The 22555-nt window shown below is 47.8% G+C and carries 18 protein-coding genes and 1 tRNA gene; 8 read left to right on the forward strand and 11 right to left on the reverse strand.

Annotated elements, in window-relative coordinates:
• Nucleotides 1-183: 183 nt before the first annotated feature.
• Nucleotides 184-1647: a hypothetical protein gene (locus QXT17_RS04615; RefSeq protein ID WP_342814505.1), complete on the reverse strand. Its 1464-nt coding sequence runs from the start codon at nt 1645-1647 to the stop codon at nt 184-186.
• Between the two features lie 240 nt (nt 1648-1887).
• On the opposite strand from QXT17_RS04615, the gene QXT17_RS04620 reads away from it, so the two are divergent.
• Nucleotides 1888-3366 (forward strand): hypothetical protein, encoded by a 1479-nt coding sequence (locus tag QXT17_RS04620; RefSeq protein WP_342814504.1) that lies wholly within the window; start codon nt 1888-1890, stop codon nt 3364-3366.
• Here the strand turns inward: QXT17_RS04620 and QXT17_RS04625 are convergent.
• The 3 genes from QXT17_RS04625 to QXT17_RS04635 form a co-directional block, all read right to left on the reverse strand.
• The gene (locus QXT17_RS04625) at nt 3349-4227 is read right to left on the reverse strand and encodes a hypothetical protein (RefSeq protein ID WP_342815811.1); all 879 of its coding nucleotides are present in this window, start codon (nt 4225-4227) and stop codon (nt 3349-3351) included. The two genes, QXT17_RS04620 and QXT17_RS04625, sit on opposite strands and share 18 nt — an antisense overlap.
• Nucleotides 4217-5446 (reverse strand): hypothetical protein, encoded by a 1230-nt coding sequence (locus QXT17_RS04630; protein WP_342814502.1) that lies wholly within the window; start codon nt 5444-5446, stop codon nt 4217-4219. The genes QXT17_RS04625 and QXT17_RS04630 overlap by 11 nt, the downstream gene beginning before the upstream one ends.
• 476 nt (nt 5447-5922) lie before the next feature.
• Nucleotides 5923-10275 carry a hypothetical protein gene (locus QXT17_RS04635; RefSeq protein ID WP_342785665.1) on the reverse strand — a complete coding sequence of 1451 codons (4353 nt, stop codon included), beginning with the start codon at nt 10273-10275 and terminating at the stop codon, nt 5923-5925.
• 256 nt (nt 10276-10531) lie between these two features.
• Here QXT17_RS04635 and QXT17_RS04640 point away from each other — a divergent pair, with 256 nt between their 5' ends.
• Nucleotides 10532-12292, forward strand: a complete 1761-nt coding sequence (locus tag QXT17_RS04640) for a helicase HerA domain-containing protein (RefSeq protein ID WP_342785667.1) — start codon at nt 10532-10534, stop codon at nt 12290-12292.
• A gap of 730 nt (nt 12293-13022) precedes the next feature.
• Nucleotides 13023-13259: a hypothetical protein gene (locus tag QXT17_RS04645; protein ID WP_342784679.1), complete on the forward strand. Its 237-nt coding sequence runs from the start codon at nt 13023-13025 to the stop codon at nt 13257-13259.
• Nucleotides 13260-13384: 125 nt separating this feature from the next.
• Here QXT17_RS04645 and QXT17_RS04650 read toward each other — a convergent pair.
• A tRNA-Arg gene (locus QXT17_RS04650) sits at nt 13385-13497 on the reverse strand.
• 102 nt (nt 13498-13599) lie between these two features.
• On the opposite strand from QXT17_RS04650, the gene QXT17_RS04655 reads away from it, so the two are divergent.
• The 4 genes from QXT17_RS04655 (at nt 13600) to QXT17_RS04670 (ending at nt 16567) form a co-directional block, all read left to right on the forward strand.
• Complete coding sequence (locus tag QXT17_RS04655) at nt 13600-14175, forward strand: hypothetical protein (RefSeq protein WP_342814501.1); 576 nt, start codon at nt 13600-13602, stop codon at nt 14173-14175.
• Nucleotides 14176-14208: 33 nt separating this feature from the next.
• The gene (locus QXT17_RS04660) at nt 14209-14478 is read left to right on the forward strand and encodes a KEOPS complex subunit Pcc1 (RefSeq protein ID WP_020962386.1); all 270 of its coding nucleotides are present in this window, start codon (nt 14209-14211) and stop codon (nt 14476-14478) included.
• A gap of 60 nt (nt 14479-14538) precedes the next feature.
• Nucleotides 14539-15651: an ATPase domain-containing protein gene (locus QXT17_RS04665; RefSeq protein WP_342814500.1), complete on the forward strand. Its 1113-nt coding sequence runs from the start codon at nt 14539-14541 to the stop codon at nt 15649-15651.
• 67 nt (nt 15652-15718) lie between these two features.
• On the forward strand, nt 15719-16567 hold the full coding sequence (locus tag QXT17_RS04670) for an NAD(+)/NADH kinase (RefSeq protein WP_342783882.1): 849 nt from the start codon (nt 15719-15721) through the stop codon (nt 16565-16567).
• Here the strand turns inward: QXT17_RS04670 and QXT17_RS04675 are convergent.
• The 4 genes from QXT17_RS04675 to prf1 are packed head-to-tail and all read right to left on the reverse strand — an operon-like array spanning nt 16560 to nt 19683.
• Nucleotides 16560-17171 carry a DUF2067 family protein gene (locus QXT17_RS04675; RefSeq protein WP_020962383.1) on the reverse strand — a complete coding sequence of 204 codons (612 nt, stop codon included), beginning with the start codon at nt 17169-17171 and terminating at the stop codon, nt 16560-16562. The genes QXT17_RS04670 and QXT17_RS04675 overlap by 8 nt on opposite strands.
• Before the next feature lie 14 nt (nt 17172-17185).
• Nucleotides 17186-17764: an exosome complex RNA-binding protein Csl4 gene (locus tag QXT17_RS04680; protein ID WP_342783338.1), complete on the reverse strand. Its 579-nt coding sequence runs from the start codon at nt 17762-17764 to the stop codon at nt 17186-17188.
• Nucleotides 17765-17816: 52 nt separating this feature from the next.
• Nucleotides 17817-18446 (reverse strand): METTL5 family protein, encoded by a 630-nt coding sequence (locus tag QXT17_RS04685; RefSeq protein WP_342783339.1) that lies wholly within the window; start codon nt 18444-18446, stop codon nt 17817-17819.
• A 4-nt stretch (nt 18447-18450) separates the two neighbouring features.
• On the reverse strand, nt 18451-19683 hold the full coding sequence (prf1, locus tag QXT17_RS04690; protein WP_342783340.1) for a peptide chain release factor aRF-1: 1233 nt from the start codon (nt 19681-19683) through the stop codon (nt 18451-18453).
• Nucleotides 19684-19822: 139 nt separating this feature from the next.
• On the opposite strand from prf1, the gene pyrH reads away from it, so the two are divergent.
• Entirely contained in the window at nt 19823-20527 is a 705-nt protein-coding gene (gene pyrH / locus QXT17_RS04695) for a UMP kinase (RefSeq protein WP_052887199.1), read from the forward strand.
• Here pyrH and sucD read toward each other — a convergent pair.
• Both sucD and QXT17_RS04705 read right to left on the reverse strand, forming a co-directional pair.
• Nucleotides 20524-21408, reverse strand: a complete 885-nt coding sequence (gene sucD, locus QXT17_RS04700) for a succinate--CoA ligase subunit alpha (protein WP_020962378.1) — start codon at nt 21406-21408, stop codon at nt 20524-20526. The genes pyrH and sucD overlap by 4 nt on opposite strands.
• Nucleotides 21408-22523: a succinate--CoA ligase subunit beta gene (locus tag QXT17_RS04705; protein ID WP_342783341.1), complete on the reverse strand. Its 1116-nt coding sequence runs from the start codon at nt 22521-22523 to the stop codon at nt 21408-21410. Before QXT17_RS04705 ends, sucD begins: the two co-directional genes overlap by 1 nt.
• Nucleotides 22524-22555: the final 32 nt, after the last annotated feature.

Here is a 22555-nt window from a genome sequence, read left to right on the forward strand (position 1 = left end):
AAGGCTTACGAGTCTTTGCAGATGCTTATGACTGAAATTTCTGAAGTTCGTGAGGCATTCAGGATCATTAATGAGAAAGTTGACAAAGTCATGTTAAAGGAGGCTGTAAGAAAAGTTGCCAGTGGCGTTCATTAGGACTAACCTTGCTTCACTACTATACGATTAGCATTCTCTAGTACTTGGCTAGCTGGTGGTTTCTAAAGCTTTGAGGAGTTTTGCAGTTAGGTCTTTAAGGGAGCTTTCATGGTTAAGTTTTTCCGCCAGATTCTTCGCTGTGTCGCTAATCTCGGCAGTTTTGTCTTCTATTTTCATGTCATCGCAAATAACTAGTTCAAAAGGTTCTAGGATTTCTGAGTGCTCAGCTTTAATCGTGAAGCAATGAGTCCCTTCGAGCTGTTTTATCATAAGTGTGACGCCCGGCTTCCACCCAACGAGGATGAGTAGTACTGCAAAATCTGTGAAACTAAGCGTGGGTGATATTCTCATGTTCTCCTTAGTGCAGGCTTCCTCACAGATTTTCTGTAAAACGTTACTCTGACGCACCGTGCCGACCTCATACTCAAAGCCGTTTGCTACAATGCGTCCATCTATGAGTTCATCGTAGGTTAGTGTGCTCTGCCGAGACAGTAATCCTTGGAAAGAATCTGAAAAGATATCCTTCTCATTCAGCTCATGCATTGTAGGTTTCCGATTGGGCTTAAGGTAGAGGGTAAAGAGGGGTGGATTATTGCTAAAGTAGTAATCAAGAATTGCAATCTGTGCAAGAAGCTCATTAGAAACTGTTTTTTTATCTGACATAATTCTCAATGCGAAACTTTTATCTGTTACGAAGAAAGTCGTGAAGGTATTTTCATCGACAACCGGTAATAAAAATGTTTTAACATATGTTGTCCTGAAGAATGTCTGTGCTAACTTGAACATTTTCAAAGAAATATTTTCAATAACTTTTTCTCTCTCTTCTGTCAAACCATCAGTAAGCTTTACGAGACTTTCTACAACTGTTTTTAAGTGAGTATCGAGGATGCTTTTCACTCTCTTATTATAGTCTTTGACACCGCCCAGTATTGTTTTTATTTCTGGTAAGTAAAGTTGCTTAACGAGCTCGGTAAGCTTGTCAAAGCCCTTTATGGATTGGAGCTTCTGGGCAAGATCTGCCTGTTTCTCAAAAGCTTCTACTTCTTCTGGTCTTACATGATATGGTAAGACTTGATGTATCAGGGTTGCAAGCTCCGCATCTAAGTGGATATCGCAAAGATACCCTGAGGTGAACTGGCAGTGATGGATAAGCTCATGAGCAAGTATTTCCGCTAATTTCTGGGCATCTACATTGCTGGCTCCTCTGTTAACAATGCAGGGAAGCGAGAGAACAATGAGGTGTTCTTCAGGATAGTAGTATCCACAGATCTCAGTCTTAATCTTCCTATCTCCATCATTTATGCTTCTCTCGAAATCCGTCTCACGGAAACGGATAAGGGAAAGGAAGACATCAACGCTAGGGTTTAAACCCAGTTCTCTGCATGCTCTTCTAGTAAACTCTGTTGCGATTGAAGAAGCTTCTTGTATAGCTTCCAGTATAGCTTGGGAGCTTTCCAGCTTACTACTCAATAACAATTGCGGAGAATTAGTGAAAACTACTTTGTCTGCCATAAGCAACTAATGCATTTAAAGATTAATAAGCTTTCCTTAGAATATTCATATGCTTTCTTATCATGTTCCTTGTCTTTTAAGGTCTCGTTGATCATGGCTAGCTGTTTTGGCACGGCGTGTTTAGATTCATAGAAGGATGATGTGGCTCAGATGGCGAGTAAGCAAGTGTTGCAAGCACTCTTGCCAAGACAATAATTATTAAAGTCATATAGGCAATTTCTTAGTGTAGGTGTTTTATTAATGGACTTTGTTGGTGGCACTAAAAAAGAGCCAGGGCAATATTGGGAGAAAAGGTATGTATCTACGGGAGACTTTAAAGTTATAGATGAGCTGGGAAATTTCCTTTTGTTGCAACTAAGAGAGCCAAAAATCAATTTTGGTTCTTCATATTCTTCTTTTCTTTTTCCCCGAGAATTTACAGCTATAAAAAGATTTTATACCAGCGATAAACATTATTGGGCTACCTTAAAATTTTTCTTTTTTAGAGACGACAAGATCGTTGAAAACCTTCTCGAGAGAATTTATAAATATACAAAATGGAATAAAGGATTCAACTTTACGTTGAATATTGAACCGAATCATGAAGACTCTTACTCGAAACTTTGCGAAAAGATACTTAATGCATTAGAGATGGCTGGGCAAGACGATAAAGTCATTGTGGGTGGTGTAATCGGTTACTCAAATGAGGGGTCTTGTGAAAATTTATTTGCTAAAGCAAAAGCTAGTTCCATAATTCATCGAGTCGCTACACACTTTATTAATATAAATAAGATCCGAAGTATGCTGGAGGAATGCAAAAGCAAAAAGGGAGAAAACCTCTACAATTGCAATGCCTATAAGGCATATATCTACAATAACATTGTCCAGCTATATGCTAAGGCAGGGGGGATCCCCTGGATACCAGGGGATCCCCTTCTTCAAAACACAGCTGTAATAGGTCTTGCTACCGCTAGAATGGACAAAGGATACATTGTCGGTGTAGCATTTGCAATTGCGTTTTTAGGTAAGGAAATTAAAAGTTTTTTAACAACAAGCACTTATAATTTAAACGAACTAGACAAAGACATTCTTAAGTCTAAAGGAATATACATACCAAGAAAAACTGTTGAAGAACTGCTTGAAAGAATAGACGATTCTTGCAAAAAACGGATTCCAACTATCAGGAGGTTCGTTATTTTCCAAACACCGATTGTTGTTCAAGAAGAGCTGACAGGGATAAGTGAAGTCCTACGAGAAAACGACTGGTTTCTTGTTCACGTTAAAAACTACGGTTTTCCAAAGAGAATATATAATACTCTAACAAAAGATTGGGGTCCATACAGGGGAACCTATCTGTTGGATAAAGATTACTTGAATTCTTTCAAAGATACTGGAATCCTAAAAGCAGTCCTAGTGACAACTGGGAGAGCTTTTGTAAGGAGCAGTTGGAATGAGGAGGAGATTCCGCTTTACAAGGCTACACCTAGACCAATTGAAGTAGAAATATATGCCAGCCGCATTGCCGACTCTGATCCCCAAAGCCTATCCATATATATTGGCAGGTTGATTCTTCTGTTGAACAAGTTAGACTGGGAGGCCTACACTTATTGGCCAAAGTTACCCTATGTAATTAAATACGCACAGAGAGTTGCCACGATCATATCTAAGGTTGACGAAAAAACCAGGAATGACCTTATATATACTTTGAGTCATACACCTGAACTAAGATATATCATGTAACTTTTTGAATTTAAGGGTTATTTCCTCAAACCTCTCACCAAGAGGATTATAAATGTAATCATTAATCGAGATTACATTATCAACGTTTAGGTAATTTTTCAATAAATCATTTATTTTTTCTGCGCGGTCTCTTGGATTCATTCTTGTTTCTTGCAAGTACTTATCGTAAAGATTTATTGATAACCTTTTGCTCAGTGTTTTCATCTCTCTGTGAGAAAGGGGTTTAGTTTCCCTATCAATTTCATTTTCTTCAAATGCTTGTGTTATAATGTCGAACCACAAGTAGCCTCTGTGTTTTGGTGTGACCTCAAAAAGGATTCTTAGCCCAGTGCAGATTCTGTAATTATACTCGCTTGAACTAGCGACGTCTTCGCAGGTAAGATAGACTCTCAGTCCTTCTCTAACCATGCTTCTTCTTAATAGTATTATCCTGCTTTTGTTTCGCCATGTTCTTTTAAAATAAGAATAGAGGAGAGACCTAGTAATGACAAAGTGGCTTGGATTATCGTATGAGATTAGTTCCTCTAAAGAGGGCGTCCTCCATGTATAAGTTAAAGCATCCTTGCTGTTAGTGTAGAACCTATCAAGAGTGATTCTTAAATCATTTATTATTGATTTTTGGTTGTTGCCAAACATAAAATACAACAAGTTATTATGCGGAAACGCATCGATACCTATTAGTCTCAACGATGGGAGCAAATCTCTGAAGATTAGAGGATAACCTTTCTCAGGCTTCTGCACGGATAATGGAATTGCATTAACTCTCAATTTTTCTAGAGCTTTCTCATCTGTTAAAAAGATATAAAACAAAATTCCTGGTCGAGACAATTTTTCGCCAGATGAAGCATGGTTACTCGACATTGTCCTCGCTCTCATTGCTTCCTATATGCTCTGATGATTTGAAAAATTCTTTTAAATTTTTGAGATGCTGCTGAAGTTCTTTAGTTTTTTTCCTATCGCCTATTAGATCAAATGTCAACCTACCCATTAAGACTAAAATTATGAAAAATAGAAGAACGGCTACAATATTTTGGAGGCTAGGTGCTGTAAATGTTTCATATAACTTCATGATAAATCCGATAATACTTAAAGCTAGAGACGATGCAGATGAGATTATCTCATATTTTCTTTCGAGAAATGATTCCAAGGAGCTTAAGACATTGAGCATCTCTTTTGCTTGATTTCGGGAGATAATAATGTTATCACCTGAAACAAAATGGACAGATTTAAGATGATTTGCCAAGAGTGCTAGTTCAACTATTATCCAGGTACTTTTAGTCAAAAATCTAGGCTTTGAGGCATCAAGGTCGGTAAGCAATTTTTCAAAGAGCTTTATTTTTATCTCTTCTCTCCATTTTTGCGCGACCTCTGCAATAAGACCGTATGTTAGCATGTTTAAAGCTGAAAGATGAACGCTAGGAGAACGTTGCTTAATGTATCTTTCTATCCAGTTTTCTATTCTCTTGAGTTCTCTTTCGGCCTGATCTTTGTCTCGATTCATGTAGATTTTTAGAGCTTCTGCGAAATAGGAGTAGGTGCAAAAGGTGAAATATCTAGCCATGTTGCTATCTTCGCATCTATATTTCAAATCCGATAGAAGCGCTTTTTCCTCTAGCTGATCAATAACAACATAGGAAAGACATATGCATTTGCTAAGTATTGGAGAGGAACTAATATCGGCGACGCGTTTTGATTCTTCAATATAGTTGTTAAAGGCTGTTGCGAGAAATTTTTCCAGGTGTTTTTTCTCGGGCGAGCCATTGGACAATATTGTGAAAAGAATGACAGCGGCTTCAATGTCTTCATCTGTGAGATACTCTATTGGCTTACCAAGGATTTTCTTTGAGAATCGTCCGGCTTTTGTTTTAATTTGATCGCAGATTAGGCTGTAATCTTTATCGCATTTGTTATTATAGTAATACTTAAATAATTCCCAGGCGCTTGTTAAAATTTTTGAGTCAGACTTAGATAATTGACGAAACAGCTTTGTAGCAGTAAACACAGGGTTTTTATGGAACTTTGCAGGAGGAGCCTGGATCGAGGCAGTATTCGGTGTTACAATGCTAATTTTTATCCCCATATTACGGTTTCGACAAAAAATTTTAAAAATTTCACCATATAAGTCTGCGCTACACAGAACTTGAACGCAATGCTAGTCTATACTCATAAATATGTTGACGTGAATGAGTATACTGTTGTGAGTTTGTCTGAGCGCTGTGTTGCTGTGCTTTCCATTTCATTCATTGTTGCAATCTGCCCTGTTCCCGTCGAATCCTCCACTGTTCTGGGGATATCAATGTTCACCAAATGGTTACTAGCTTGTCTGCCTTTTTGCACAAAGTTGCTTGTGAGGAAACACAGCGATTATAGATATTCTAAACTTGTAGGAATAGCACGTGAATAGTAGTAGCCGGCCACACGGTGATTATAAGAAGGTTTCAATAGCATATGTGCGTCATCAAAGGCTAATGTCAGAAGCGTAGCATCCACTGCAGGGTCGCTCTAATCGAGAAGCAGATCTGAATAAAACCTTAGGCAGAAGTGTAAGTATTAGGGCTAGAAGTGAAGATAGAAGAGCTTCATGAGAGCGAGCTTGAGTTCCTCCTCGCTCCGTGCCTCAGCCGCCTCGCGGAGAAGCCTGCGGAGAAGCTTACTCTCGTTGAGTATCCATGTTAACTTCGCATACGCTCTCGCAAGCTCCTCGTCGCCATTGACTAGTGACCAGAGCATTAGAGTGAAGCTTGCGCGTGGGGTTAGAGGCGCCAAGAGCTGCACCACGGCGTTCGCACCACGCCTATTTACAAAGTCAAGTAGTTCACGGTAAAAACGCTTAACAGTCTCGCGCCCCTCAGAGTCATTACTCAAAGACTGCTTATCCACCTCCTTCCCCAGCCACTCTCGAAAACCTTGTAAAAAGGTATCTTCTTTATCTCCATGTATGGCACCGGAAAGAGCCTCAAAAAATCTCTGCCGTAGTTCACCATTAATATCGTTACTTAGTGCAGTTACAATCTCCCGTGCTTCAAGCTTCCCCACTTCCACTCCCAGTAGCTCGAGGAATAGCTTGACGGCGACGCCAAAGTAAGGATGGAACTGGAGGAGCCATCCCTCTCTCTCCAGTAGCTCAGAGCTCTCACTTACGCGTTTCTCTAGCGCTAGGGAGACGAGATACCATGCTAGAGTTGCAGACTCCTTCACGAGATATGCCATTTCCGGCCTCTCGTTATTCTTCGCCTCCTTCCATAATTCTTTGAAGGCTCTAGCTCTCTTCCTAAGCTCTTCTAAGTTCCTGGCACTAAGTATATAACAGCGCGCAACCAGTGAGCGACTAGACAGCGAGCAACTTGCTACGCAATACCCCCGACGCTCAAGCTCTCTCTCGATTTCAGCGGATCTTCTGAAAAACTTCCTAGCAACTTCCAAATCATCATTCTTCAACTTGTACCATGCCAGCGTGAAAGTAAGCAATCCTATGTGCCTCTTCACCAGTAGATTGAACTCATCCAGCTTGAATACCCGTATTGTTGCCCACTCTGCAACCTGCCCATTTGGCTTCTCTTTCTCAATTTCTTCAAGTCTCTTGAGGAGTTCCTCAGCCCTGCCCGCCGGGTCTGCGCCACCGCATGGCTTCAAGCCCTCCATAAGCACTGGTCGAAGCGCATAAACCTCGGCTATATCCCGGAGCTGACCCTCCAACCACTCAAGGAGCTTACACATCATCTCCTGTAGTCGCTCCTCCTCTCCCAAGAAGTGTTCTCTATGCTTTGTGAGGAGGTTAGAGTATGCTCTAACAGCTTCTACCAGTGGCCATCCCCTTACCTTGAGCTCCTCTCTTTCGACTGCTTCTTCGAGAGACTCAGCTATCTTATGAGCAGTCTCCTTCTCGAGCTCAAGAAGTTCGGAAGTTGCAGACACTAGGTGAACGTAGCAGTGAGGTGCTAGCTCTTCAAGTCTCCTAAAAAAATCTAGAATAGCTTTAGTGCACTCTACATCGAAGACTCGTTGAACATCAGTGACTGCGGTATGAAGCGCGATCTCAGCCTCCCAGGTCTCAACTTTTTTGCCTATGTCAGCTGCACCAGCGACCGCGAGGGCTAGGCCAAGTCCATAGAGCAACTCGTATATGTACGCCTTACCTCTGCTACGCCAGGCCTCCCAAAGCTTCTCGAGCTCCTTTGCCGCCTCCCCGTGCCAGTGGGCAAGAGGATGCGCGAGCACGCTCGGCCTTTGAAGTACAACTCTAACGACTAGCGGCGGGATTTCGCCGCCTACAAGAAGGTAGCTTTCCGCTTCGCAGGGCTCAAAAGCCTCAATGGGTAGAACCTTAGTGCGTACGCTTGGCGTACGCGGAACTGAGAGATGGACCGCAAGAGCGAAGCCAGCTATTAGTGCTAGCCTGTGCCAGCAGCTAGCTGTGTAGGATTTGAGTGCTGTTGCAAGTCTCTCACCGGTGAAGTGCAGGAGCGCTTCATCCAGCTTAATGGTACCTGCTTCGCGTTTTTCATCGATAACCTTGTTTAAAGCCCACTCTAGCACACCTTTCTCGTTGCCTAAGACTTGCTGGTAGCCAGCCAGTTTTGGCAAGTGTTGCGCGTACAATATCCTCGCTTCCCTGCCTTCGAAGCCACAAAGCTCACTCAGCATCTCCTCCATTAAATCCTCGTGCTTAACGCTGAGCCACTTGGCTACAGGCTCCAACTCCTCGTCCCTCAAATCCTGGAGTGTGAATCTTTTTTCTTCGATCTCACTGGGCTCGAGGAAGCGCCAGGGCCGTTCTCTCGAAGCTGCCGTCAAGTAGGTTATGCCCTCGGGGATAGGACCAAAAGCCGCGTGTAGCAATAAAGGCACAGCAACCCTTCTCGCCAGGTTCTCGTTGCCTTTGAGGAGTATACTCCACAGATAATAAGCGAGGAAAAGCTTCGGCTTTCCCTTAGCTTCTTCAACTAATTTCCACACTTCTCCGATCCTGCATCCCTTGTTGCGTAGCGTTAGGCCTGCATACTTCGCTATTAGTGTGTAGCCCCCCTCGAACCTTGCGATGGTCTTTGCTAGCTCCTTGAAGTCTCTATGGCAACCCGAATATGCCTTAATTATCTCTTCTAGGAAGCTATGATCCCTAAGGTCTATGTGCAAAGTATGGGTCTTAAGTGACTCCCTAAGCTGGGGGCTCAGCTCCTCGTAGAGTTGGTTGTAGAGGTCGCTGGATAGCACAGCGAGTACAGGCACACGAGTCTCACTCCTAGCTAGCTCAAGGAGCTCTTGCAGAGTATTCTTGATACTCTCTGTATTTGTAGTCTCCCGCGTTTCTCCCGCGAAAGCACCTGGCTTGTAGTAGGCGTGGAGTGGTGAGGGGTCGTAGAGCACGAGGAACCTCTTCCCAGTATTCTTCATCAAGTTCTCGAGCCTCAAAGCCTCCCCTACGTCGAGCTTGTATACGTAGAGGATTGCGTCGGCATGTCCCCTCAATAGCGCTAGCCAGGCTGTGTAAGTCGCAAGCGTAGACTTGCCAATACCCTTCGGCCCCTCAAGGACTACAAAGCCCCCCTCTAATCTCCTTACGACTTCTCCAGCCAGTTTTTCAAAGGAGCCCGCAGTCACAAGCTCCGCTTCAACCCTCCCCATCTCCTCTTGGCTCACGACTACGGGCCTACCCCTCTCCACTTTGAAGTTGGGGTAGAGCAAGCCTGCCTCAAGCTCGTGTGCATAGAACAGCTTTACACCGATTTTAAGGGCCTCAACCTTTCCTCTCAAACCGTTTAGCTCTTTTTCAATCTCGCTTAGGCGCTTCTCAATTAGTTGCTTCAACAGTTCTTCAAATTCTTTGCTCCCTAGCTTCTTTAGCTCCTTTCTCAGTTCTTCCCTCGTCACTACCTCTCCGCTTGCAAGCTTCGCGAGGTTCTTTACGAAGACTTTGAACGTGGTGTCATCCATGCCCCATTCCAGCGCCACCTGGTCTACTACTGTCTCTAACTCTTCTCTGTGTAGGTAGGATGTTGCCTTCCGGGCTGTTATAACAAGTTTTGCTAGGCCCATGGCCACAATATTCCTTGCCTTTGGCCTTGTCCATCCCTCTAAAAGCCTTAAGGCAAACTCCTCGGCGTCCTCAGGTGGCACCTCGCCAACTTTTTCATTGAGTTTTTGAGCGACTTCGCGGAGGTTTAAGTTTACAAGTAGCCCAAGTAGTTGATCCATGGCTAGTGCTACTAGTGTTCCAAGAGGTGCTGGTAGGAAATCAGGTATCATCTCGCCCGCAATCTCGGGCAAGTAATCTTTAAGTCCAAGCTTGCCTAGGCTCAGCGCTAGAATAGCCTCTTTTGCCTTTTTCAGCTCTTCAAGCTCCTCCTTTTTCCAGTCTCTGAGGAGGGTCGAGGAGTAGCCTTTATCACTCGGCCTCAACTTGTAGGCTTTTTCGAGCCAAGTGAGCTCTACTCTGGCGAGCTTCTCCACATCTTTGCTGGGCCAGTTGAGCTCCTTGGTAGCCCTGCTGTACAGGGCGGGTAGATAGAGGAGCTTTACTCTGATATTCGGCGACACCTGCTTCAGCCTGTCTTTCAGTAGGAGTGCGTCAAAGGAGCTCTCAGGGACAACTGCTAAGGGTTTCTCAGCTTTGTTCTTCAGCTTGTCGGCTAGCTCATCTATGCTTTCATATTCCTCGACTTCCTGACCTGGATACTCGAGTTTCTCTTTGAAGCCCTTGTAGACGTAGGCTTTGGAAAAGTATTGTGTGTTTACTAATAAGCGTCTGAGAAGCTCAGCCCTCGAGGAGCCACATGGAAACAGGACAACAACATCACTCTTCGTTGCATGCTTTTCCAGCCACTCAGTAGCCAATGAGAAGGTTTTACTCATTAGTTTCTCGTAGCTTGTCTGAAGAGGTCTAGCATCCAATCCTCCTGCAGGGACTCTCATTATGTTTGTTTGTATATTGCCAGGTTTTTATTTCTATAACTTCGTAAAAAACCGCTATCACATAGCAATTTTAATAAAAAGAGGCATATTTTTGTGATTTGCCATTGATATGGTTTTGCGATTTTGGGAAGAGAAAAGAGTGTCGCTACACATTTGATAAAAAATACGTTGTCCTGTGTTTTGTTTGTTTTTAAGGTAGCTTTTGTTTGAATTTGTGGGTTTTTCTTGTTTTATTTTTGTTGTATGTGTTTTTGGTATGGCGGTGTGGTTTGGTGTTGATGCTGTTGCTGGGGAGATGTGGCTTGGGCCTGTTTTTGCTTCTGGGGTTAGGAGGCTTGGTGTGGCTAATTTTGGTAGGGGCTTGCTGATAGGGGTGGGGGAGAGGGATGCGGGGGTCTTTGAGGAGGTTGCTGTTGGTGCTGGGTGGAGGGTTTGGCGTGTTGAGCCCTTGTTTCCGGAGGCTCGTTTTTTGAGGGTTCGTGTGCCTGTTGTTGTGCCGCTTAGGGGCCACGTGGGCCTCGTGCTGTATAGGCGTGACGCTACTAAGTTCTATGAGGGGCTTCAGAGGGCGTATAGGTACGGGTTGCCGAGTGCTTTTGAGCCGTATGTTTCTAGTGCCCTGCTGTATGGCTCTGTGTATAGGGGCTACGCGGTGGTCTTTGGGAAGGGTAGCAGGGGGCTGGCCGAGAAGTTTTCGAGGCTGAAGGCGCCCCTGCTTGCCAGGGTTTCGTGGCTTGACCCGCTGTACGTGTTTACGCCGCTGGACGTGGATATTGCTACTCGTGGCCTGGTTTCTGGCGGCTATACTGGCGAGGCTGGCGGGGCAGTGGAGATCCCTGTTTTCCACGGCTACAGCCTGAGGCTTCGGGAGGGCTCTGACAACAGCCTCACGATTATCGGGGCTCCAGGGACTGGGAAGAGCAGCTTCCTGGACTACCTGCTTAGCAGGCTCGAGGGCTGGAACGTGCTCGTGTTGGACGTCACGGGTGAGCACAGGCTCCTCGAGAGGCACGGCTACAGGGTCCTCGAGGCTGGGGTAGACCTGTTCATTAACCCCCTCGCTATGGGCGTAGACGTCGCGTACAATGTCATATTGGGCGTTATAGAGGCGGCGTGGAGGGAGAAGGCGTCGCCAATAGTCGCCTACACGCTTTACACGGCTCTCCAGAAGAGCGGGACACTCTTGGACGCCTACAGCCACGTAGAGAAGCTGCTGTCCTCTTCCAGGCAGGAGGACGAGCGGGCTGCTGCGGGCGCCCTCATTAGGAGGCTTAGGCCCATGATACACCCAGCCCTCCTCGGCCACGGCGTCCTGCCCAGGGGGAGGACAGTGGTCGACCTCAGCCCGCTGCCAGAAGAGGCGAAGAACATCTTCAGCCTATCGGCGCTCTACCTGGCATACTTCTCCGCCGTGAGGGGAGGCTGGAGCGGGATAATCGTCCTAGACGAGGCAGACAGGCTGGGAGACACAGAGGTCGCAAACAGGATAGCGGACGAGCTCAGGAAGTACAACGTCTCGATATGGGCCGTTGGCCACAGCCTCGCCAGAGTAGCCAGGAAGCTCGCGGACGCAGGCACACTCATGGTCTTCGCGACCAACGACCCAGACAACCTCGAGACACTGGCCACAGTCACGGGCTGGAGGGACGCCGGCCTCCTCGGAAAGCTCGCATACGGCCAGGCACTAGTAGTCAGGAGGGGGCTACAGCCCGTCATAGCGAGCCTCTACATACCCGCAGAGTTCAGGAGCCGCAGCGCAAACGTTAACCCGTGCCTCAGGTTCGAGGACACTGCTAGGCGCCACGGCGCCGACCCCCTAGAGCTCATGAAGCTATACGTCGAGCTCTTCCCACACAGACACGTCGTCCCCAGGATACTCGAGGGCGGAGCCGTGCCGCGCCAAGAATTCGAAGCCTTCAGGCAAAAAGCAGGCAAAACACCCAGACAAACACTAGAAGCACTAGCAGAGATCTACACATGCCTAGAAAACAGAGAAAAACAGACAAGCATGCCCTAGCGGCCCATAATTGTCCTTGTATCGACGCTGTCACCTTGCCAAGTTAACATGGATAAGTTTTTGTCAACTATTTCCCTACGTGCAAACTAAAAGTTATTTATGAAGTTTCTCGTCGGGAAGCTTATTTTAAATTTAGGTTTACGGGAAAAAGTCCCGACTTCAAACGGGGTGTTTCGGGAAGCTTCCCGTTTGGGAAGTTTCAGAAGTTTCTAATGTGTGATTTTGAGTGCTAGGGCTGTTTTGCAGATTTCTTGCAGGAAAAAGCGTAAAAAATTTAAGCCACGCATGGGTAAAACTTTTCGGATGCAACTCAGAAAGAATTGAAGGATGTTATACGTTGCGACATAAATGTCGGCCATGACGAAAAGATGCAACTAAGAAAGAATTGAAAGGTGAAGACGCAGGGCTGTTTTTGAGTGCTGTGAATTGGCAAGTAATAATTTTGTTATGTTTGTGTATAACTTTGTTATTTTTGTTTTTCTCTGTTTAAAATACTTGTGATAACATTGTTATTATAAATGATAACGATGTTATGCTATGTGATGGCTTTGTTTTTATGGTTTTTCTGTTTTTTGTTTCTTGGCTTATGTGGTTTTGTTCTTGAGTTGTCTTTCTCTGGATCTTGTTTGTGCTATGTGTGGTGGGACAAAAAACAAATGAGTGGGTGTGGCGACGTAGTTCTTTGGGAGGGTTCTAGAAGAAGATGGGTTGAAAATTGTGGGGGCTCTTGTTGGGGCTGATTGATGGTGACTCCTCGCAGTATAGGCCCGTTGGTCTCGGGATTGACGTTGTGAAGGAGGGATATCTTGAGAAGAGGAGGGAGGGGTACCTGGTTACGGAGAAGGGTAAGGAGTATTTTTGGGAGCTATGGGTGTCTCTTGACCCGTTGACGGAGGCCTACCTTGTTGGGGTCTATGTGTATTTCGAGGCGAAGAGGCTGGAGGCAAAGAGAACCAGTCGGAAATGAATAGTAAGTGAGTTTTTTGATTGCTGGTTCCTTTGGAATTCCCGCGGGGTTCCCACGTCATTGTCTTGGTCTTGCAGGGGTTCTGGCTGTGTGTCTTGTGTTTATTGTGTGTTATAATGTTTTGATGGCGGGCCCGCCGGGATTTGAACCCGGGACCTGCGGCTTTCTTCGTGTTTTGTGTTGTTCGCGGTTTTTCGGCCTAGAAGGCCGCCGCGCTTCCTAACTGCGCTACGGGCCCAAGGGTTTTCTTGTTTTTTGTTGGTTGTTGTTATTTATATTTTTCTCGTGGCCGGGTTTGTCGGGGTAAAGGTATTTAGTTTGCTGTGTCTTGTTATACTGGATGGCGTGGCGGGTAGTGGTGTCTACTTGTAGGCATGATACTGTGCATGTGAGGAGGCTTGCGCGTGAGCTTGCCATGTGTCTTCCGGGGGCGAGGAGGGTTAATAGGGGTGGTAGGAGCCTTGGGGAGATGCTGGCTTTGGCTAGGTATATGGGTGCTAGGAGGCTTGTGGTCGTGTATAGGGGGCTTGGGGGCAACCCTGGGAGGATTGCGGCCTGGGATGTTGGGGGAGAAGTGGCTAGGAGGATCCCGGCTACTCTGTATCTCCGCGGGGTCGTGTTTTCGGGGGACAAGCGTATCCCGAGGGCCTCGTCGGATGTGTATGTGTACTCGCTTGGGGAGGAGTCCGAGTATGGGCTGGACATTGCCTCTATGTTTGACTTGACGTATGTGGGGGTCGTTGGGGTGGACGAGCTTGGAGGCCTGTCGGGAAGGGCTCTCCTGGTGGAGCCCGTGAAGGGGAGGGACTTCTTGTTCGTGTTAAAGTTCTACGAGAACGGCGCCTATATTGGTCCAAGGATGCTGGTCAAGTCTGTCCGCTATTACCGGGCTAGGGACAAAGGCAATAATACATAAAAGCTTTTCTGCCAGTAAAGGAAATGCTTTAATATGCGTGTGGACGACGCTAATGGTCGTTTCAGGGCTGTCTTAGAGGTCGAGGGCGACCCTGACCGCGTGGAGTGGATTTACCGTGCATTTTTGCCCGAGACTGGGGCGGCTCCGAGATACAGGTCAAGGGCTGTGGCTAGGCTTGCTGGGGAGGGAAAGATGCTTGTAGAGATAACTTCTGGGGACGTTTCTAGCCTGCGGGCCGCTTTTAACACTTTTGCCAGGCTTCTAGAGGCAGTGTTGTCGGCTGAGAGGGTTGAGGATGTCTGATTTTTTCTCTGGCGTTGAAAAGATACATATTTAAGCAACAATTTCTAAAATTCAGAAATAGTGGTCGAATTGGCGGACATGGGTAAACCTGCTAGGTCTTCGTGTATTGGGTGTCCATTATACATAAAGTCTAGACAGTACTGCCTCAAGCTTAAGACGCAAGTCCCCGATCCATATAATCCGCTGTGCAGGGTGCCCACGCAGGTCCAGGCCGTGCAGCCGGCCGCATCTACACAGGTTGTTTCACAGCCCGTCCCAGTCCAGGAGAGCTACGATACTCGGGTCGCAGAGGCTATACCAGAGGAGGTGCCTCCAGCCCCCGCTGTGCCCAGTGTCCCTGCTGTCCCCCAGGCAGTCGACGAGTTGCCATACCAGGACGACCCGTACACCTATAATTACCAGCAGGCGCTGGTAACCCGTAAGGCACTGTTTGCACCGACGGGTGTACCAGGGCTTGACGAGATTCTTGCGGGAGGCTTCCTGAGGGGGAAGACATACCTGGTCGCTGGAGAGGCTGGCTGTGGAAAAACAATCCTCTCTATCCAGTTCCTGTTGCATGGCGCACTTAACGGCGAGCCGGGGCTATACATAGCTATAGACGAGCCGACGAACCAGTTGCTCCGCGGCCTCCAGATATTTGGGTGGAATCTGAGGGATCTAATATCCTCTAGGAAGCTGATGTTTGTGGACATGAGGACCCACTTCAGCAAGATCTACATGAGGGACGAGAGGAAGCACATCGAGCCCAGGTACATCATCGAGCAGATACTTGCAGCGGCAAAGAAGATAAACGCGAAGAGGCTTGTCATAGACCCGATCGCGCCTCTTGTTTACGGTGGGAAAGAAGAGGATGTTCTCTATGCAAGGGAGTTCCTGAGAGAAATGGTCTTCGCAATAGAGAAGACCGGGGAGCTGACAACCATCATGACTAGCGAGATACCTACTGGTAGCACGAAGCTGAGCAGGTTCGGCGTAGAGGAGTTCCTGGCTTCTGGGATCATCGTGCTGGGTATCGAGGAGATATATGGAAACGTCGAGAGGGTTATGTACATCAGGAAGGCTAGGTGGGCGCCAGTGAAGCCCAGCAAATACATCTTTGACATTGTCTCTGGCAAAGGCATAGTAATAAGGGAGCCCCTAAGCGAGTACCTCAAGAGGATGCGGCGAGGATAAGAGCTGGCAGCAAGGCACATCTAAAATTTTTTAATATCGAGTGTTAATAAGTTCTAGGAGCTTATAGATGTCTATACGTAGTGTTTGGCTGAAGGCGAGGGCAGGCGACCCGGTGGCGGCCGGCTGGGCAAAGAAGATATACGATTTCCTCGCGGCGAGGGGTGTCGAGGTATACGTTGACCCGTTCCTGGGCCACGAGATACCTGTGGAACAGCTAAGCGAGAACGAGGCCACAAAAGCCGACCTAGGGATACTTGTCGGCGGGGACGGGACGTTTCTCAGGATTGTCCAGAAGAGTGGCGGTATCCTGCCGCCTATCCTGGGCTTTGCGGCCGACAGCCTTGGCTACCTGCTTCCACACAGTATACGCGACGCGGAAAAGGTGCTGGAAAATGTTCTCGAGGGGAATTACTCCACCAGGAATGTTGCCCTGGGGGAGTACGCCTATGGAGACGAGAAGGGGGTCTTTCTCAACGAGCTGTGTATCTGGGCTCTCCCGGGCAAGCTGATAGAGTTCGAGTTCTCGCTGGATGGCTTGGGCCTTTACCACGGCAGGTCGGATGGGATAATTGTGGCTACGCCCAGCGGTAGCACTGGGCACGCCCTGTCCTATGGCGGGCCGGTGATCCTCGATGTCGGCCAGAAGCTTTTAGAGGTGCTTTTTCCAGGCGCGTTGTCGCCCGCGCTCCGCCCGCTAGTGATCCACGGCGGAACCATAGGCGTAAGGATACTGGCACACCCGGCAAATATGATTCTCGACGGCCAGAAGACCGTGTCTTTAGGCTACTCAGCCGAAGTGAGGATCTCAAATTCTGAGCGTATGCTCAGGATACTGTTTGTGAAAGAATTCGAGGTAAAGATAAACGAGAAGCTAAAGAAAAGGGTCTCTGACAGGAACTTTTCATACATCATGTAGACTGTTTTACTAGTTCTCTCAGCTTTTCAAGGCTCCGCTCATAGTCCATGGAAAGGCTCAGCGTACCGTCTTCTTCCCTCAAAAGGTTTCTTGAGAGCAGTAAGCTAACCGTTTCTTCGGGATTTTTTCCAAGCGTCAGGGAGGCGACAACTAGGAGCCTCCTAGCAGAGGATGTTAGTGGCATATGTATCGCTGAGTGGTAAGCTGATGAGACTTGTTCTGCGAGTTTTACAAGCTCGTTGAGCTCAAGGCTTGTCTCTATCGTTTCCCCAGCTAGCCTCGCGTGTTTGCCCTGTAGCTTGATAATGTCTACGAGGACGGGTACCGGTATGGCTGTTTCGAGCTTTGCCAGTGAGAGGACTGTTTGAATCTTAAATCTCTTTTTCTGGAAGGCGTTTTTTGCGCCGTGCAGTTCCCTGTATAGGGTTTTTACCTCGTTTACGACTTCTTCGGTTCTCTGGCTCTCTGGGATGAATAGCTTCAATTTTTTGCCCTTTATCTCACCGTAAAGCCCGGAGTATTTTATCCTAGATGTTATTAGCTTCAAAAAGGAAATGGCCTCCTCGGGAGTGTCAAAGTTCAGAGTGAGGGTAATGCCTCGCATCGCTAGGCGCCCTGCTACTTTAAGAGATAGTACAGGCTTATCTTCTTGTTCTTTGTCTTGTAGCCGCACTGGGGGCAGTAAAGCACTATGCCGCGTTTCCTCATGGACGACATACACTTAGGGCACTTTGCCACGATTACTCCGAATTGTCGCCCCCTGGTCGACAGGTAGAACGGTGGGCCGCCCTCCTCTACAACGTATGCCCTCACTATGTCTCCATAGCCGAAGACGTCTGAAAGGTATCGTACCCTCGAGTTGCTAGCATTTGCTACATGCAGGATGCCAGTCACGGATGGGACTATTGGGGTCTTTTTGCTTTCTGAATATATGATCCTCAAGACGGCGATTGGGTCCTCGAACCGCTCCACCACAGCGTATACAACCTCGTTTTTCGTAAGTACATTTTTGTGGGTCTTCATGCTCTCGACTTCTGCAACGTGGGTCTTTACGTCGAGCCGTAGCTTTCCGACTTTTTTCGACTTTATCAGCCCGTCGCCGGCGTCTTGGAACACGTTTTTTCCCGGAGAATACTCCTCGATCGTCGCTATTTCCTCGCCAGGTATGACTATCTGCTTCTTGTCTGGGGTCTCCATATACACCACTTTGAAAAGTGAATTTGCACCCATATATATTATTATGAGCCTGCTACTGTCTAGGCCTGTATACACGGATAAGGGAGACCTTGAAGCAGTGTCTCCTTTTCCTGTGAAACACGTATTCGGGGGGTATGCATATTTCTTCTTCGAGGAGCACATCGATGACGAGGGAAGGGTGGTGTTTCCTGAGGAAGCTCCTAATGTAGCTGATAGTGTTTGCCTTGTGAAGGCTGTAAATGGTCTCTGTTAGGGCCAGGGCCTTCTCTAGGAAAGCTACATCGCTCCCCTTCCTGTGGACCCCAAAGGGCGGGTTCTGGATCACCGTGTCGAATACAATGTTCTCCCTAAATGGGAGATGCAAAACGTCTGTTGCAACAAGATCCACCCTATCGTAGATTCCTAGCTGTACAGCTTGACTACGTGCAACCTGCAACGCCTCGTAGTCTATGTCTAGAAGAAGTGTCTGTCCACCCAGGACAGCGGCGCCCAGCCCAAGCCTCCCAGTGCCACTCCCGAGGTCGACAACCCTTTTGCCGGATATGTCGTGGTAGTGCTCCTCGGCTATCCAGAGCATCGTAGCCGCTAGGGTCGCAGGAGTAGAGTACTGTTCAAAATGTATCTTTGGAGAAGGATGCCTGGGGACAAGATTTAGGATCCGCTCGAGCTCTTTCTTTTTCATTTTCTTACTTTTGTAGCTTGTATCTCAGTATGGCAGCTATGCCCCCAAATGTCTTGTAGAATTCTTTCCCCTCTGCCGACTCCGTCGAGACCAGTACAACTTCTGCGCCACTGTTCTCTGCCAGCTCGGCCAGCTCCTCAATTATCATCTTGTTCTCTAGTATCTCGACCTCGCCGCCACACTTGGGGCATGTCAGCTTGTTTGCCTCTTCCTCATTGTTGAGTGTCGCCTGGAACTCGTGCTTGCATGTCTTGCATACAGCGTGGACCCTTACTTTGTTTACTGCCTCTGATACGAGGAGCGTGTCGACAGCGTTCAGCTGTAGGGCCTGTCGAACCTCTTCTTCTCCGTATATTGCTAGCCCTGTGTCTCGGGCCAAGTGGTACAGGAACTTGTTTACTGTTTCTCTTTCCTTCATGTACTGTACGTCCCTTATTAGGTCCCGCGCCTTGTCGAGTAGCTCGTAGAGGCCCGAGACCCCGCCGTACCCAACGTCAAATACTCCGATTACTTTTTGGCGTAGCTCGTAGTGGAGGTAGTCGCCTTCTACGAATTCTTTTTTCGAGAAGCCGGGGCCGCCAACGATTATGCCTTTTAGTTCGTCCTTTATCGGTAGAAATATCTTGTTGGCGTGTTCGCCTAGCCTCTTATAGAACTCGTGTACAAGTTGCTCAATTACTCTTTCATACCTCCTGGCCGACTGTCCACCGCTCCTGTGCTTTCCCGGGATGCCAGCCGTAAGCTCGTCAACCACCTCTAGCGATTTGCCCCTGAGAATCGCTATTGCTGCCTCGTCTCGCTCCACGAGGATGAGCCCGTAGGCCTCTTTCACTCTTATCATGTCTTCGAGTATCTCTGTGTAGAATCTAGAGTCGCACCTGTAGAGCCAGACGTTCAGCTTCTGAGGCGGCTCTATGAGGTGAATCTCCATTTTTTCTCGGCCGGGCACGTCTCCAGCGACGTAGCCAGCGAAGACTATCAAGCCGTTTGGCGGCGTCTCCTTAAACATCTTTAGGCGGCTAATTATGGATGCCAATGCGTCTAGTACGTGGTGCCTTGTGACCCGGTCCTTTATGTTTGAAGCCGTGGCGTACTCGTAGGTGAGCGTGTTTACGACTTCGCTGATAGGTCTGCCGGCTGGTATGTATAGTGATACGAGCTCTGTCCCTCTTCCCTCCTTCTTTTTGAGCTCCTCGACTAGCTTTTCCAGCTTGAATCTCTCTACATCCTCTCTCATTGTCTCCGCTCACCTAAAGTGTCTACTCTTTAAGCATGTAAATGGTTTTTAAAGGTATGTTTGCCATGTATGTTTCCCCTGTACCACTTCCATGGGAGTCACAAGAAATATTCTTAAGAGTGTGTGGTGCTCGTCGTAGATGGAGAGCAATATGCGTCCAGCAGTTATAAAGCTTGGCGGGTCTCTATTGTTCGCTGAGGGGGGAGAGCTCCGCGAAGAATACGTGAAGAGTTTTCTCGCATCGTTGAAGAAGTACAGCGAGGCATCGGACAGAAAAATCGTTGTGGTGGTCGGTGGGGGCAAGGTTGCAAGGAGATACATTGAGGTCGGCAGGAGGCTTGCCGTCAACGAGAGTCTGCTTGACGAGATAGGTATACAAGTAAGCAGGCTCAACGCTTCACTCATGCATACGGCTTTCTATGGAACGTTGCCGCTGGTTCCAGACACGCTGAGAAGGCTACACGAGCTGGTTAATCTCGGGATGAAGGTTATCTTTATGGGTGGGCTCCAGCCCGGCCAGTCGACTACTACTACTGCCGCCCTGGCGGCCGAGTCGCTGGGCGCGGAGCTCATTATAGCTACGGACGTTGACGGTATATACACGGAGGACCCCAAAAAGCATCCGGAGGCAAGTTTTCTCGAGGAGATATCTGTCGGGGAGCTAAAGAGAAAATTTGTGTCGGGGCAACGTGCGGGCGAGTACCGTCTAATAGACCTTTATGCGCTTAATATCATTGAGAGGGGCAGGATAGCCACATATGTTCTCAACGGTAATCCTCCAGATAGGATCTTCAGGGTTCTAAGCGGAGAAAGAGAGAAGTATACAAGGATAACCTTTGGCTAATGTGTCCTCTGCATGGCTTCTCTGACCAGCTGTACTATTTCGCCGAGGCTGCCGGCAACCTTTACGCCGCTCCTTGATAGGGCCTCCACCTTGCTTGGATAGCTTCCCTCGGAGCCAAACACTATTGCCCCAGCGTGGCCCATCTTTTTGCCGGGCGGCGCTGTTTTGCCTGCTATGTAAGCTACCACGGGCTTCTTGCTAGTATCAGTTGCATAGTATTGTGCGAATTTTTCCTCTTTGCCCCCGCCTATCTCGCCCACGATTACAACGGCGTCTGTCTCTGGATCGCCCTTGAACATTTTGTAGACGTCTTCGAAAGATAGCCCCGTAACAGGGTCTCCGCCAATCCCCACCGCTGTCGAGACTCCTAAGCCGGCCTTTAGAAGCTTCAAGGAGATCTCGTAGGTTAACGTGCCGCTCCTAGAGATCAGGCCTATCCTTCCAGGTTTAAAATAGTCTCCAGGCATTATCCCAACCTTTGACTTCCCTGGAGAGATTGCCCCAGGAGTGTTTGGACCGATTACCGTAGCTCCCTTGGTTGCGGCGTACCTGACGAAGCGTATTGTCTCGTGGACAGGTATATGTTCCGTTATGACCACGATTGTCTTGATTCCCGAGTCGACAGCCTCATAGACGGCGTCTGGCGCGAAGCGTGCCGGGACAAATATAATGGATGTATTGATGTCTGGGTGTTTTTCAAGGGCCTCTTCCACGGAATTGTATACTGGGACCCCCTCAACGACTGTGCCCCCCTTTCCAGGAGAGACGCCTGCAACGATGCGTGTCCCATACTTTAACATCTGCGATGTGTGAAGCATTCCCTGCTTCCCAGTGATTCCCTGCACGAGCACTCTTGTATTTTCATCTACAAGTATAGCCATTATTTCACCACCTCTACGACTGCATCTTCGAGATTATCATAAGGCTTGATCCCCGCGTCCAACAGGATTCTTCTGCCCTCTTCCTCCATGAAGCCTGAGAGCCTCACAACAATTTTCACGTTTCTGTTGTCTGTCTCACGTAGTGCCTCTACAACTCCCCGGGCTACCTCGTCGCATCTGGTTATTCCTCCCAAGATATTTATGAGGACCCTGTCTATGTGACTCTGTCCTAAGACAAGTTTCACAGCCTCTTTTACTCTCTCCATCTCTGCGCCTCCGCCTAGATCCAGGAAGAATCCTGGCTTCCCACCAGCATCGTTTACAGCATCTAGCGTGGCCATTGTCAGTCCAGCGCCGTTCCCTATAACGGCGATGTTTCCATCCAGCTTGACGGCCGCGAACCCTCTCTCTACAGCTGTGCGTCCAAGGGCATCGAGTTCTGAATAGTACCTCTGGGCTATGCCTGCGAGCTTTTTGTCGCCTAACGAGTCGTCATCAATTATTCCTTTCCTGTCCAAGGCCAGGATCCCCTGGTCAGTCAATGCTAATGGGTTTATCTCAAGCAACGTGAAGTTGTAGTCTCTGAATACTTTCCAGAGCGAGTAGATAATGTCTGCAACATGATTGTAGGGTAGCTCCAGATAGCTGGCTACTCTCCTCACCATGTAGTCCCTTAGGTCCTCAAAGGGGTCAATAAAGATCCTGAGGAGGCCTCCTGGCTTTCTGGCGAGGTCCTCTACGTCTACGCCCCCGTACTTGGAGGCAAGCAGGAGATAGCCAGGGGGTAGCGAGGAAACCATGAATGATAGATACATTTCTCTCTGTACTGCCTTCTTCTCTGAAACCATAACGTATCGTATCTTTTCTCCGCGGAAATCCCTCGATAGAAATTCCCGCGAGATCTTCAAGGCTTCATCTATGCTGTTCGCAGTCTTTACTAGTCCAGCCTTGCCCCTGCCCCATCCTCGTACCTGTGCTTTAACAATAAAGGGCGGCGACAAGTCTTCTAGACATCGTTCTGTCCCCTCGATGGGGTCGTTTAGAAGGCATGATTTTTCTACCGGTAAACCAATGCTCTCTAGTATCTCTTTTATCTCGAATTCGTATAGTATCATCGATAATTTGTGGTTGAAAAACATTTAATATT

The sequence above is a fragment of the Thermofilum sp. genome, assembly GCF_038871435.1.
GTDB lineage: Archaea > Thermoproteota > Thermoprotei > Thermofilales > Thermofilaceae > Thermofilum > Thermofilum adornatum.

Bases quoted from the DNA above. Each gene is read 5' to 3' on its own strand.
- QXT17_RS04660 (WP_020962386.1), top strand. From the start codon at position 14,209: ATGCGTGTGGACGACGCTAATGGTCGTTTCAGGGCTGTCTTAGAGGTC.
- QXT17_RS04685 (WP_342783339.1), bottom strand. From the start codon at position 18,446: ATGAAAAAGAAAGAGCTCGAGCGGATCCTAAATCTTGTCCCCAGGCAT.
- QXT17_RS04635 (WP_342785665.1), bottom strand. From the start codon at position 10,275: ATGAGAGTCCCTGCAGGAGGATTGGATGCTAGACCTCTTCAGACAAGC.
- QXT17_RS04680 (WP_342783338.1), bottom strand. From the start codon at position 17,764: ATGGAGACCCCAGACAAGAAGCAGATAGTCATACCTGGCGAGGAAATA.
- QXT17_RS04620 (WP_342814504.1), top strand. From the start codon at position 1,888: ATGGACTTTGTTGGTGGCACTAAAAAAGAGCCAGGGCAATATTGGGAG.
- QXT17_RS04705 (WP_342783341.1), bottom strand. From the start codon at position 22,523: ATGATACTATACGAATTCGAGATAAAAGAGATACTAGAGAGCATTGGT.
- QXT17_RS04615 (WP_342814505.1), bottom strand. From the start codon at position 1,647: ATGGCAGACAAAGTAGTTTTCACTAATTCTCCGCAATTGTTATTGAGT.
- QXT17_RS04630 (WP_342814502.1), bottom strand. From the start codon at position 5,446: ATGGGGATAAAAATTAGCATTGTAACACCGAATACTGCCTCGATCCAG.
- prf1 (WP_342783340.1), bottom strand. From the start codon at position 19,683: ATGAGAGAGGATGTAGAGAGATTCAAGCTGGAAAAGCTAGTCGAGGAG.
- QXT17_RS04655 (WP_342814501.1), top strand. From the start codon at position 13,600: ATGGCGTGGCGGGTAGTGGTGTCTACTTGTAGGCATGATACTGTGCAT.
- QXT17_RS04640 (WP_342785667.1), top strand. From the start codon at position 10,532: ATGGCGGTGTGGTTTGGTGTTGATGCTGTTGCTGGGGAGATGTGGCTT.
- QXT17_RS04625 (WP_342815811.1), bottom strand. From the start codon at position 4,227: ATGTCGAGTAACCATGCTTCATCTGGCGAAAAATTGTCTCGACCAGGA.
- pyrH (WP_052887199.1), top strand. From the start codon at position 19,823: ATGGAGAGCAATATGCGTCCAGCAGTTATAAAGCTTGGCGGGTCTCTA.
- QXT17_RS04670 (WP_342783882.1), top strand. From the start codon at position 15,719: ATGTCTATACGTAGTGTTTGGCTGAAGGCGAGGGCAGGCGACCCGGTG.
- QXT17_RS04675 (WP_020962383.1), bottom strand. From the start codon at position 17,171: ATGCGAGGCATTACCCTCACTCTGAACTTTGACACTCCCGAGGAGGCC.
- sucD (WP_020962378.1), bottom strand. From the start codon at position 21,408: ATGGCTATACTTGTAGATGAAAATACAAGAGTGCTCGTGCAGGGAATC.